At 63.5% G+C, this 12,468-nt stretch carries 13 protein-coding genes; 7 read left to right on the top strand and 6 right to left on the bottom strand.

Annotated features, from left to right (window positions below; genetic code table 11):
• Positions 1–4 precede the first annotated feature (4 nt).
• Positions 5–232 (top strand): type II toxin-antitoxin system RelB family antitoxin, encoded by a 228-nt coding sequence (gene relB / locus ABMD26_RS11230; RefSeq protein ID WP_134722141.1) that lies wholly within the window; start codon positions 5–7, stop codon positions 230–232.
• On the top strand, positions 216–482 hold the full coding sequence (locus ABMD26_RS11225) for a type II toxin-antitoxin system RelE family toxin (RefSeq protein ID WP_134722142.1): 267 nt from the start codon (positions 216–218) through the stop codon (positions 480–482). Before relB ends, ABMD26_RS11225 begins: the two co-directional genes overlap by 17 nt.
• A 23-nt stretch (positions 483–505) precedes the next feature.
• Here the strand turns inward: ABMD26_RS11225 and znuB are convergent, their stop codons facing one another.
• From znuB to zur, 3 genes are read right to left on the bottom strand one after another with little or no spacing between them, the layout of a single operon-like run.
• Positions 506–1,288: a zinc ABC transporter permease subunit ZnuB gene (gene znuB / locus ABMD26_RS11220; protein ID WP_090361784.1), complete on the bottom strand. Its 783-nt coding sequence runs from the start codon at positions 1,286–1,288 to the stop codon at positions 506–508.
• On the bottom strand, positions 1,281–2,051 hold the full coding sequence (znuC, locus tag ABMD26_RS11215; RefSeq protein WP_090362482.1) for a zinc ABC transporter ATP-binding protein ZnuC: 771 nt from the start codon (positions 2,049–2,051) through the stop codon (positions 1,281–1,283). Before znuC ends, znuB begins: the two co-directional genes overlap by 8 nt.
• Positions 2,051–2,533 (bottom strand): zinc uptake transcriptional repressor Zur, encoded by a 483-nt coding sequence (gene zur, locus ABMD26_RS11210; RefSeq protein WP_049860514.1) that lies wholly within the window; start codon positions 2,531–2,533, stop codon positions 2,051–2,053. Before zur ends, znuC begins: the two co-directional genes overlap by 1 nt.
• Positions 2,534–2,644: 111 nt before the next feature.
• Between zur and ABMD26_RS11205 the strand changes: the two genes are divergently transcribed.
• Complete coding sequence (locus ABMD26_RS11205) at positions 2,645–3,520, top strand: zinc ABC transporter substrate-binding protein (RefSeq protein WP_442965537.1); 876 nt, start codon at positions 2,645–2,647, stop codon at positions 3,518–3,520.
• 77 nt (positions 3,521–3,597) lie between these two features.
• Here the strand turns inward: ABMD26_RS11205 and ABMD26_RS11200 are convergent, their stop codons facing one another.
• Together ABMD26_RS11200 and ABMD26_RS11195 are read right to left on the bottom strand one after the other, a co-directional pair.
• Positions 3,598–4,548: a homoserine kinase gene (locus ABMD26_RS11200; RefSeq protein WP_049860555.1), complete on the bottom strand. Its 951-nt coding sequence runs from the start codon at positions 4,546–4,548 to the stop codon at positions 3,598–3,600.
• A 63-nt stretch (positions 4,549–4,611) separates the two neighbouring features.
• On the bottom strand, positions 4,612–4,899 hold the full coding sequence (locus ABMD26_RS11195; RefSeq protein ID WP_049860515.1) for a DUF2782 domain-containing protein: 288 nt from the start codon (positions 4,897–4,899) through the stop codon (positions 4,612–4,614).
• Positions 4,900–5,003: 104 nt separating this feature from the next.
• On the opposite strand from ABMD26_RS11195, the gene polA reads away from it, so the two are divergent.
• Positions 5,004–7,769 (top strand): DNA polymerase I, encoded by a 2,766-nt coding sequence (gene polA, locus ABMD26_RS11190; protein WP_354309523.1) that lies wholly within the window; start codon positions 5,004–5,006, stop codon positions 7,767–7,769.
• 302 nt (positions 7,770–8,071) lie between these two features.
• Here the strand turns inward: polA and yihA are convergent, their stop codons facing one another.
• A complete protein-coding gene (gene yihA, locus ABMD26_RS11185; protein ID WP_090361794.1) occupies positions 8,072–8,710 on the bottom strand; it encodes a ribosome biogenesis GTP-binding protein YihA/YsxC in 639 nt (212 codons plus the stop codon).
• 178 nt (positions 8,711–8,888) lie between these two features.
• Here yihA and ABMD26_RS11180 point away from each other — a divergent pair, with 178 nt between their 5' ends.
• From ABMD26_RS11180 to ABMD26_RS11170, 3 genes are all read left to right on the top strand, one after another.
• A complete protein-coding gene (locus ABMD26_RS11180; protein WP_354309521.1) occupies positions 8,889–9,497 on the top strand; it encodes a c-type cytochrome in 609 nt (202 codons plus the stop codon).
• Between the two features lie 203 nt (positions 9,498–9,700).
• Complete coding sequence (locus ABMD26_RS11175; RefSeq protein WP_354309519.1) at positions 9,701–10,336, top strand: thiol:disulfide interchange protein DsbA/DsbL; 636 nt, start codon at positions 9,701–9,703, stop codon at positions 10,334–10,336.
• A gap of 83 nt (positions 10,337–10,419) precedes the next feature.
• Positions 10,420–12,402: a diguanylate cyclase gene (locus tag ABMD26_RS11170; protein WP_354309517.1), complete on the top strand. Its 1,983-nt coding sequence runs from the start codon at positions 10,420–10,422 to the stop codon at positions 12,400–12,402.
• Positions 12,403–12,468: the final 66 nt, after the last annotated feature.

Raw genomic sequence — 12,468 nt, 5'->3', positions numbered from 1 at the left:
TGATATGGCCACCTCCATTCGCCTGGCACCGGAAACCGAGCGGCGCCTCGACTTTCTGGCCAGCAGCACTGGGCGCACCAAGGCTTACTATCTTCGCGAAATCATCGACAATGGCCTGACCGAGCTGGAGGACTACTACCTTGCAGCGCAAGTGCTGGAGCGTGTACGTAAAGGTCAGGAAGGTGTGCACTCGGCAGCGGACGTAAGGAAAGACCTTGGTCTGGACGATTGACTACACCGACACGGCCAAAACGCAGCTGCGCAAACTCGACAAGCAGGCAGCCAGGCGCATCCTCGACTTCATGGATGAACGCATTGGCGATCGGGATGACCCACGTAGCACAGGCAAGGCGCTCACCGGTCCGCTGGGCGGCTTGTGGCGATACCGGGTTGGCGATTTCCGAGTGATCTGTGACATCCAGGATGGGGCGCTGCGAGTTCTGGTCGTTCAATTGGGCAATCGACGCGAGGTCTACAGGTAATAACGGCTCGCGCCTGACTCACCCTACCGCTTGGGCAACGCAAAACTCAGCAGAAACAACACCGCGGCACTCACCACGATCGATGGCCCGGCCGGCGTGTCCTTGAACCACGAGAGCGCCAACCCGGCACACACCGCGATCACCCCCAGCACGCTGGCGCCCAGTGCCATCTGCTCGGGCGAGCGTGCATGGCGTTGGGCGGCCGCCGCCGGAATGATCAGCAATGAAGTGATCAGCAATACGCCCACGATCTTCATCGCCACCGCGATCACCACGGCGATCAACAGCATCAAGGCCATGCGCAGACCTGCCACCGGCAATCCTTCGATGCGTGCCAGCTCTTCATGAACGGTGATCGCCAGCAATGGCCGCCACAGCGCGATCAACAGCCCCAGCACCACCACGCTGCCGCCGACGATCCAGTACAGGTCGGTCGCACTGATCGCCAACAGATCACCGAACAGATAGCCCATCAGGTCGATGCGCACGTCATGCATGAAGCTCAGCACCACCAGGCCCAGCGACAGGGTGCTCGGCGCCAGGATCCCCAGCAGGGTGTCCGAGGCCAGCGGCTGGCGTTGCTGCAGCGTCACCAGCAATATCGCCAGCAGCAGGCAGCCGACCGTTACCGCCAGCGCCGGGCTGATGTCGAGCACGAAGCCCAGGGCCACGCCGAGCAGGGCCGCATGGGACAAGGTATCGCCGAAATAGGCCATGCGGCGCCAGACCACGAACGAGCCCAGCGGTCCCGCGACCACTGCCAGGGACAGGCCTGCCAGCAAGGCATACAGTAAAAAATCAGCCATGCTTGCAGCTGTCTCCGTGTACGTGAGTGTCACTGACCACGCCGCCATGCAGGTCGTGGGCGTGGTCGTGATGATGGTGATAGATCGCCAAGCTCGGCGCGTGGCTGCCGAACAGCTCGACGAAGGCCGGATCGCCGCTGACCTGCGCGGGATGGCCGGAACAGCAGACGTGGCGATTCAGGCAAACCACCTGATCGGTGGTGCTCATGACCAGATGCAGGTCATGGGACACCATCAGCACGCCGCAGCCATGGCGCTCGCGCAGGCGTGTGATCAGGGCATAGAGTTCGGCCTGGCCGGCCACGTCGACGCCTTGCACCGGCTCGTCGAGCACCAGCAGTTCGGGCTCGCGCAGCAGCGCTCGCGCCAGCAGCACGCGCTGCATTTCACCGCCGGAGACCGTCTGGATCGGGCTGTCGATGGTCTGCGCGGCGCCCACTTCCTCCAGCGCCGCCAGGGCGCGCGCGCGGTCCACACCCGGCACCAGGCGCAGGAAACGCAGCACCGACAGCGGCAGGGTCGGGTCCACGTGCAGCTTCTGCGGCATGTAGCCGATGCGCAGCCGAGGCTTGCGCCAGACGCTGCCCGAGTCGGGCTTCAGCAAACCGAGCACGGCACGCACCAGGGTGGTCTTGCCGGCGCCGTTGGGGCCGATCAAGGTGACGATCTCCCCAGGCTGCACGCACAGATGGATGTCATCGAGCACACGTTGGCCGGCGAACTCCACGCTCACCTGGTCCAAGCGGATCAAGGCTTCGCTCATCACGCCCCCCGGCAGGCCGCGCACAGGCCGACCACTTCCACGGTCTGCCCCTCGACGGCGAAGCCGATACCCTGCGCGCTCTCGACGATGGCATCGCTGATGGTCTTGTGCTCCAGTTCCACGGCCACATGGCAGGTGCGGCAGATCAGGAACTGGCCCTGGTGGGCGTGCTCGGGATGGTTGCAGCCGATGAAGGCGTTGAGCGAAGCAATGCGGTGCACCAGGTTGTTGTCGAGCAGAAAGTCCAGGGCGCGATAGACCGTGGGCGGCGCTGCGCGACGGCCATCCTGTTCGCTGAGCACGGCAAGGATGTCGTAGGCGCCCAGCGGCTTGTGGCTTTGCCAGACCAGCTCCAGTACGCGACGGCGCAAGGCAGTCAAACGCAGGCCCTGTTTCAGGCACAAGGCATCGGCCTCGCTCAGTGCGTGATGGACGCAATGGGAGTGGTCGTGGGGACGGCTGGCCAACGGTGTTTTGGACATGAGCGGCGACGAATTCTGATAGAGACGTTATTATGTTACCTGTTCTTGCCCCCGAGAGTGTCCATTGTGGTTCGTATTTTTGCTCTTTCCATCGGTTTGCTCGCCGCGTTCATGACCGCCCTGCCGGCACAGGCCCAGGTGCGTGTACTGACCAGCATCAAGCCGGTGCAGCTGATCGCAGCCGCCGTGCAGGACGGCGTCGGCCAGCCTGAAGTACTGCTGCCGCCCGGCGCCTCGCCGCACCACTATGCGCTGCGACCATCGGACGTACGCCGGGTAGGCGACGCCGATCTGCTGTACTGGATCGGCCCGGACATGGAAGGCTTTCTGCCGCGCGTGCTGGAGACTCGGCAGAAGCCCACGGTGACCATCCAGACCCTCCCGGGGCTGCATCTGCGCCACTTTGCCGAGGACAGCCACTCCCACGCCGAGGAAGCGTCGGACCACGATCACGACCATCGCCCAGGCACACTGGACGCCCACCTGTGGCTTTCCACCGTCAACGCCCGGGTGATCGCCACGCGCATGGCCGCCGACCTGTCCGCGGCCGATCCGGCCAATGCGCCTCGCTACCAGTCCAACCTGGCGGCGTTCACGCAACGTCTGAATGCCCTGGACACCCGCCTGGCCGCGCGGGTGGCGGGTATCCAGGGCAAGCCCTATTTCGTCTTCCACGAGGCTTTCGATTATTTCGAGGAGGCCTATGGCCTCAAGCATACGGGCGTATTTGCCGTGGCAGCCGAAGTGCAACCGGGCGCGCAGCATGTCGCCGCAATGCGCCAGCGGCTGCAGGAAGTGGGCAAGACGTGCGTGTTCAGCGAGCCGCCGATGCGGCCGAAGCTGGCGCAGACCCTGACGGCCGGCCTGCCGGTGACCCTGGCTGAACTGGACGCCCTGGGCGGTTTCGACGAGGCCACGGCGACGGGCTACGAGACCCTGCTGGCCAACCTGGCCGACAACCTTGCCGGCTGCCTGGAAAAGCTCTGACGCTCCTCCCACAAGCCTGAACCCCTGCCCTGTGGGAGCGGGCTCTGCCCGCGAAGGCCGCCCCGCGAAATCAACCCCTAGAAAGCAAACGGCAACGCCACCCCAACCTTCTGCCGCAACCCCAAGCGGTCCTGAAAATCCTTGGGATCGTGAATCAGCACATCCATCCCGGCAAACGACTGCGCTGCGATCAGGCGCGACAGCCAGAAACGCACACAGGCCACGCGCAACATCAGTGGCCAGAGCTGCGCTTCGGCTGCGGTGAACGGCCGCAGCGCCGCATAGGCACCCAGCAAAGCCCGCGCCCGTGGCGCATCCAGCGCACCCTGTTCGTCCGAGCACCAGTCGTTCACGGTAATCGCCAGGTCGTAGAGCATCGGCCCCGAGCAGGCATTGTAGAAGTCGATCACGCCGGTCAGGTGCGTGCCTTCGAACATCACGTTGTCACGGAACAGATCGCCGTGCAGGTTGGCCTGCGGCAGCGCCAGGATCTGCGCGTGATGCGCCTGGATCTCGGCCAGGGCCGGACGCAGCAATTCGGCAGCCGCCGCGTCGAGGCCAGCGACGAGCTTTTCGCCCTCCTCCAGCATCCAGTCCAGGCCACGGTCGGTTCGGCGTACCAGTGGTGCGTCCAGGGTTGCCGTGTGAATGTGCGCCAGCAACTCGCCCACCTGAACGCAGTGCTGGTTGTTCGGTGCCTGAACATGCCGACCGTCCAGGCGTGGCTGCAGCAGGGCCGGTTTGCCGGCGAGGGTACGCAGCGCGACCCCGTCGGTGGTGCGCAAGGCATAAGGCACCGACAGCTGCGCGTCGTGCAGCACATCGAGCAGTTCGATGAAGAACGGCAAATCCTGAGTCGGCCCGCGCTCTACCAGAGTCAGTACGTATTCACCCTGCTCCAGGCTGATGAAAAAGTTGCTGTTCTCGGTACCGGCGGCAATCCCCTGGAAGTCCCGCAGACGGCCAAGGCCATAAGGGGCCAGAAAGGTTTCGAGCTCGGCGCGGGTCAAGGGTGTAAACACAGACATGTCGTAGATTTGCCCATACTGGCGCCACAGCGGCGGCGCCCGGTTGAATTGAAAATTACAGCCTCACCACTCGAAGATCTTCCAGGCCGGGATCAACATGTCCGGCTGGTCGGAGCGGATGAAATTGTCGTCGGTGCCATCGGCGCGCACCAGGAAGTACGGCTTGCCGTGCTTCGGGGTGATCTTGATGGCGTACAGGAAGCCGTTCTGGCGGTACTCCTGAATGGTCTTGTCGCCGTCCTGGCGAATGGTCACGTCCGGATCGGCCGAAGGCGCATCGTCAGCAGCCTGGACCATCAGCGGGCCGCTCAGCAGCAGTGTCGCGAGCAACAGGCGTTTTACGTTGCGCATGATAACCTTGTCCCTTTGTTGTCACAGTTCTTGTTGACATGGTTCTTGTGGTCACAGCTCGGGGCATTCTAACGCCGAGCTCGCCGAAAAGGTTGATTCTGCTCATGAGCAAAGCTCCTCTCGTCCTGGTGGACGGTTCCTCCTATCTGTACCGCGCTTTCCACGCTCTGCCGCCGCTGGCCACCTCCAAGGGCATGCCCACGGGTGCCGTGAAGGGCGTGCTGAACATGCTCAAGAGCCTGCGCCGACAGTATCCGGGCAGCCCGTTCGCCGTGGTATTCGACGCCAAGGGCGGGACCTTCCGCGATGCCATGTACGTCGACTACAAAGCCAACCGACCCAGCATGCCCGACGACCTGCGGGTGCAGGTCGAACCCTTGCACGCGGCGGTCCGCGCGCTGGGTTACCCGTTGCTGTGCGTGGACAATGTCGAAGCGGACGACGTGATCGGGACCCTGGCCCGCAGCAGCGCGGCCGCGGATCGGCCGGTGGTCATCTCCACCGGTGACAAGGACATGGCGCAGCTGGTCGATGGCCACATCACGCTGGTCAACACCATGACCGGCAGCGTGCTGGACATCGAAGGCGTGAAAGAGAAATTCGGCGTCGGCCCCGAGCACATCATCGATTTCCTGGCCCTGATGGGCGACAAGGTCGACAACATTCCCGGTGTTCCCGGTGTGGGCGAGAAAACCGCTCAAGGCCTGCTCACCGGCATCGGCGGCGGCCTCAAGGAGCTCTACGAGAACCTCGACAAGGTCCCGACCCTGGCCATTCGCGGCGCCAAGTCGTTGCCGGCCAAGCTGGAAGAGCATCGGGCGATGGCCTTTCTTTCATACGAATTGGCGACCATCAAGATCGACGTGCCGCTGGACGTCGAGGTCGATCAGCTGATGTGCACCGAGCCGGACCGCGACGCCCTGCTGGAGATCTACAGCGAGCTGGAATTCCGCAGCTGGATCGAAGACGTCGAGCGTGACGCCCGGCGCGCCGGTGAGGAACTGGCCCCGGTGCAGGAGCCGGTGGCCGCCATTGAAGTGCGCTACGAGACGATCCTCGATCAAGCCCGTTTCGATGTCTGGCTAAAGAAGCTCGAACAGGCCAGCCTGTTCGCCTTCGACACCGAGACCACCGGCCTGGACGCACAGCGCGCGCAATTGGTGGGCATTTCCTTTGCAGTCGAACCGCACGAAGCGGCCTACATTCCGCTGACCCATTCCTACATGGGTGTGCCCGAGCAGCTCGACCGCGACACCGTACTGCTGGCGCTCAAGCCGCTGCTTGAAGACCCGCGCAAGCTCAAGGTCGGGCAGCACGCCAAGTACGACATGAACATCCTGGCCAACTGTGCGATTGGCGGCGTGCAGGAAAACGGCATCGAGGTTCGCGGCGTGGCCTTCGACACCATGCTCGAATCCTACGTGCTCGACTCCACCGCGACGCGGCACGACATGGACAGCCTGGCCTTCAAGTACCTGAACCACACCACCATCAAGTTCGCCGACATCGCCGGCAAGGGCGCCAAGCAGCTGACCTTCGACCAGATCGCTCTGGAACAGGCCGGCCCCTACGCCGCCGAAGACGCCGACATCACCCTGCGCCTGCACCAGCTGTTCCAGGCCAAGCTGGACGCCGTGCCCAGCCTCATGCCCGTGCTGCAGGACATCGAAATGCCGCTGGTGCCGGTGCTGGCACGTATCGAGCGCCAAGGCGCACTGGTGGATGCCAAGCTGCTGGGTATCCAGAGCGTGGAGCTGGGCGAAAAGATGGTCGCCCTGGAGCGCGAAGCGTTCGAGATCGCCGGTGAAGAGTTCAACCTGGGCTCGCCCAAGCAGCTGGGTGTGATTCTCTACGAGAAACTCGGTCTGCCGATCATCTCCAAGACGGCCAAGGGCCAGGCTTCCACGGCCGAAGCGGTGCTTGCCGAACTGGCCGAGCAGGATTACCCGCTGCCCAAGGTGCTGATGCAGTACCGCTCGATGAGCAAACTCAAGAGCACCTACACCGACCGTCTGCCGGAGCAGATCAACCCGCGCACCGGGCGTATCCATACCTCCTACCATCAGGCGGTCGCTGCCACCGGGCGCCTGTCATCCAGTGATCCGAACCTGCAGAACATTCCGATCCGCACCGCCGAAGGCCGCCGCATCCGTCAGGCGTTCATCGCCGCGCCGGGGTATCGTCTGCTGGCTGCCGACTATTCCCAGATCGAACTGCGCATCATGGCCCACCTGGCCAAGGACGAAGGCCTGCTGCATGCCTTCCAGAACGATCTGGACGTGCACCGCGCCACGGCAGCGGAAGTGTTCGGTGTGGACCTGGCTCAGGTCACCACCGACCAGCGACGCAGCGCCAAGGCGATCAACTTCGGCCTGATCTACGGCATGAGCGCATTCGGACTGGCCAAGCAGATCGGCGTCGATCGCAAGCAATCGCAGGCCTACATCGATCGCTATTTCGCCCAGTACCCCGGCGTGCTCGAGTACATGGAGCGCACCCGCGCCCAGGCCGCCGAGCAGGGCTTCGTCGAAACCCTGTTCGGCCGTCGGCTGTATGTGCCGGACATCAATGCCAAGAACCCGGCCCTGCGCCGCGGCGCCGAACGCACCGCGATCAACGCACCGATGCAGGGCACGGCGGCAGACATCATCAAGCGCGCCATGGTCGCCGTGGACACGTGGCTCGCCGACAGCGGGCTGGATGCGCGGGTGATCCTGCAGGTGCACGATGAACTGGTGCTGGAAGTGCGTGAAGATCTGGTCGAACAGATCGGCACCCAGATCCGTCCGCATATGAGCGGCGCTGCGCAGCTCGACGTGCCCCTGCTGGTGGAAGTGGGCGTGGGCTCCAACTGGGACGAGGCGCACTGATTCGACACCGTGTCAGCTGCTTCGCGGCCACTGGCCGCGAACAGGCCTGGCCCGATGCCAGCAATCATGAAACCCTGAACTTCACATGAAACCAACGACTTAGTGCAAATAGTTTGCATCTACCCAGGAACTCCGCCGGCCATCCCTAGTCAGATATTGGGATTGGCTAGTGAAGCCTTTCGATGCTCCTATGTTGTGTTAAGTGTTGGCAGATATCCGGACCCTCAGCGGTTCGGACCTTGAGCCCCAGACTTCCCCCTCCCCATACGAAGTCCGGGGTTTTTTTTGCCTGGCTTTTCTGTTCAGGCCTCGGCGCTGTCCTTGTCCGGCAACTCCATCCAGCGCGCGAGCACCGTGTAGGCCTCTTCCAGACCCAGACGCTTGGGCGCAGAGAACAACTGGATGCTCACCGCATCGCCCCAGCCCTTGCGAATTTCCGCCTGAACCTTGAGCAGAGTGTTCTTGGCCGCGCCGTAGGTCAGCTTGTCGGCCTTGGTCAGCAGAATGTGCATGGGCATGTGGCTGGCCACCGACCAGTCCAGCATCAGCAGGTCGAAGTCGGTCATCGGATGGCGGATGTCCATCATCAGAATCAGCCCCTTGAGGCTTTCACGGCTGCCCAGATACGCTTCCAGGTGGCGCTGCCAGTGCTGCTTGAGCGGGATCGGCACCTTGGCATAGCCATAGCCTGGCAGGTCGACCAGACGGCGCTCTTCGTCCAGATTGAAGAAGTTGAGCAACTGCGTGCGGCCCGGGGTTTTCGACGTGCGCGCCAGGCTGGCGTGGGTCAGGGTGTTCAAGGCGCTGGACTTGCCGGCGTTGGAGCGGCCGGCGAACGCGACCTCGAACCCTTCGTCATCGGGGCACTGGTCGACCTTGGCAGCGCTGAGCGAAAAGGTAGCCTGTTGGCACAGGCCCAGGATGGGGTTTTTGAGTTGCATGTGATTTCCGGTAGAGGCAGGGCCCGATGCACAGGCCGCAAGAACGATGCAGCGAAGTATATAGGGCTGGGCAATATGTGGGTGATTTTGCCGGCAATGGCGTGCGCACAGGCATAATGCATCCAGGCCTGCCGTGGGGTACGGCAGGCTGCGAACTTCACCCTGGTTGGATCAGTCGATGAGCGCAATACGTGTGATGGGCCTGCTCGGCGCCCTGCTGGCCAGCGGTGCGGCGAGCGCTGCCGAGCTGGTGGGCGATGGCGCCCGAGGTCAGCCGCTGACGACCCTGTGCGCGGCGTGCCATGGTCCTGGTGGCAACAGCCTGGTACCGATCTTTCCGACGTTGGCTGGCCAGGGCGAGCGCTATCTGAACCAGCAGTTGCTGGACATCCGCGACAATCGCCGCGAGGTTCCGGAGATGGCCGGCACGCTGGCGGGGTTCAGCGATCGGGATCTGCTCGACATTGCCAGCTGGTACGCCAGCCAGAAGCCGACCCCTGGCGAAGCCCAGGCCCCCGCGTCGCAGCGTGGTCAGGACCTCTATCGCAGTGGCGACCAGGCTTTGGGGCTGCCCGCCTGCAGCGGTTGCCACAGCCCGGACGGCGCCGGCGCTGCGCTGGCCGGCTTTCCCCGGCTGGGCGGGCAGCACGCACCCTACCTGATCAAGCGCTTGAGCGATTTCCGTCAGAGTGACGACGCCGCGGCGCCGATCATGCATCGGATTGCGGCCAAACTGAACGATGACGATATCGCAGCCCTGGCAGCGTATATCCAGGCGCTGCACTGAAGCCATCCGGTTCGGATCAGGATCAGGTCCGCCCTTGCGGCTCGCTTGCGCTGCGTTGCATCCATTGCGCGATGAAATTAGCGCAAACGCCCTTCCCGTCTACCCTTTTTTGACATCACTGCCGTTACACTACCTGCCTCCATCAGGCAGGTCCGGTGCTCGCACCGATCCGTCCCTTGTATGAAACTGCTCAGGAGTCACGCATGCGTAATCTGATTTTCGGCGCCTTCCTCGTTGTCGCCAGTGCCATGGGCGTTACCGCCCAGGCGGCGGATGTGCCGCTGGAAGCCGGCAAGACCTACGTTCAATTGAGCGCTCCGGTGCCTGTAGCCCAACCAGGCAAGATCGAAGTCGTCGAAATGTTCTGGTATGGCTGCCCGCACTGCTACGCGTTCGAACCGACCATCAATCCATGGGTCGAGAAGCTGCCGGCCGACGTCAACTTCGTGCGTATTCCTGCCATGTTCGGCGGTCCTTGGGACGCCCATGGCCAGCTGTTCCTGACCCTTGAAGCCATGGGTGTGGAGCACAAGGTCCACAACGCCGTGTTCAACGCCATCCAGAAGGAACACAAGCGCCTGACCGACCCTCAGGAGATGGCCGAATTCGTCGCCACCCAGGGCGTGGACAAGGACAAGTTCCTGCAGACCTTCAACTCCTTCGCCATCAAGGGCCAGATCGCCAAGGCCAAAGAGCTGGCCAAGAAGTACGAGATCTCCGGCGTGCCGACCATGATCGTCAACGGCAAGTATCGCTTCGACCTGGGCACCGCCGGTGGTTCGGAGCAGACCTTGAACGTCGCCGACCAGCTGATCGCAAAGGAACGCGCCGCCAAGTAAACGGCGACACCCGCGATACGACGTTTTCGCAGCGCGCCCATCGCGGGTGGGCGTGAGCTGCAGGTCAACGAGCAGCCCTTGCCATGAGCGACGACAGCCAGCGCTGGAAAGAGAAATACCTGCACAGCATCGACCAGCAGGAAAAGCTCGAGCGGCGCTGGAACGCTCGGCTCGACTTGCTGCGTCGGGGTCTGGTGCGCAGCAGCCTGGCCGCCGAGGGCAGCGACCGCGCGGTGGACGTGTGCATGAAGGAGATGCGCGAAGTTCTGCGTGGCGAGGACATGGATGCCAAGCTGGCTGCCTTGATCCCGCGCCTGGAAACCGCAGTGCTGGAGTCCGAACAGCGGCGTCAGTCCCGTGTCGAGCAGATCGGCACCGCACTGGGGGCGCTGGTCACCCAGCTGCAATCGCTACCCTTGCCTCGCGACATCAGCAAACCCTTGAAGAAGCTTGCCCACGGCCTGGAGGAACGCGCCGGCCAGGCACGCGAGATGCCGCTGCTGCTCAGCGAGCTCAGTGGTCTGCAGGAGCGGGCACTCAATACCCTCGACCGACCGTTGCGCGCGCCACGGGCGGGCTTGCTGCAGCGTCTGTTCGGCAGTCCCGATGCGGTCGATGCGGGCTCGCTCCAGCCCATGCAGGATGCGTTGCCGGTGCCAAACTTGGTGCCTCCAGCAACTATGGCGCAGCCCGAAGTGCCGGAAGTACAAGAAGCACCGGAAGCACAACCAGTACAGCTGTCATCCGTTGCCGAGCCTGAGCCTGAGCCTGAGCCCGTTCGCGTTCAACCCGTAGAGCCCCATCCAACCCTGCCCGCTAGCAGCACTGACACTGTGGAGCCGGTGGCCAGCGATGCCGAGGCCGTCGCATCGCCCGTCATCACCGAGCCGACCGAGCAGCCTGTCGAGGAGCCTACCGAACAGTCCAACGAGCAGCCCATCGAACAGATGGAAGTGCTCGACAGTAACTTGACCGACGAGCAAGCCTTCTACGCCCTACCCGCCAGCCTTGAGCCACCCTACAGCAGCGTGGCCAGCCATATCGAAACCACCTTGCTCGAACTGCTGAGCGAATTGACCCTGCCCGAGCGCTACATGCCTCAGGCCCAGGCCATGCACGCGCGCATCCAGCGGGGGCTGAACTGGTACGAGCTGTTGCCGGTGCTGGATGAGCTCGCCATATTGATGCTGGCCGTCAACGACGGCAGCCAGCAGGAATTCGAGCGATACCTGCAGCAGCTCAATCAACGTCTGGAGAGTTTCCAGCGTCAGTTGCAGCTCACCCATGGCGACCATGTCGAATCGCGCAGCGCCGCCCTGGCGCTGGACGATGTATTGCGCGAACACGTCGACGGTCTGCAGACCAGCATGCGCGGCGCCACCGACATCGATGGCCTTAAGCAAGTGCTTGAAAGCCGCCTCGAAGGCCTGCTGGCCAGCATGGAACAGCACCGTCTGCAGCGCGAGGCCCGCGAGCAGGAAATCGCCGCGCGTCTGCACGGTCTCGGCGAGCGAGTGACCAGCATGGAGCGCGAAGCACTCGATTATCGCGACAAGCTCGAACAGCAGCGCCACAAGGCGTTGCTCGACCCGCTCACCGGCTTGCCCAATCGAGCCGCCTGGAACGAGCGGCTGGCGCTGGAGCATGGGCGCCTGCAACAAACCGGCACGGGCCTGCTGCTGGCCATTCTGGATCTGGACCATTTCAAGTCGATCAACGACACCTATGGCCATCAGGCCGGCGACAAGGTCCTGAAGATCATCGCCAACGTCCTGCGCAAAGGCCTGCGCGGCGACGATTTCATCGCCCGCTTCGGTGGCGAGGAGTTCGCCCTGCTGATGCCCGGCAGCGATCTGAGCGGCGGCAGTCGCTTGCTCGAACGCCTGCGTGCAGCGGTGGAACAATGCCCTTTCCATTTCAAGGGCGAGCGCGTCACCGTGACGATGTCTGCCGGTGTGGCGGTGTTCAAATCGGGTGAAAACGCCAGTCAGGTGCTCAAGCGTGCCGACCAGGCGCTGTACCGTGCCAAGGAAGCTGGACGCAACCAGATCGAACAGGCGCCTTGAGCCTGCCTCGAACGTGTACGCAACATTCGGCAACGAGGCGTCATGCATGTCACCTCAATCCGAGCC

Source organism: Pseudomonas sp. PvP001, assembly GCF_040546375.1.
GTDB lineage: Bacteria > Pseudomonadota > Gammaproteobacteria > Pseudomonadales > Pseudomonadaceae > Aquipseudomonas > Aquipseudomonas coleopterorum.
The sequence above is the reverse complement of the archived record's forward strand: the minus strand, read 5'-3'. Positions and strand labels throughout refer to the sequence as shown.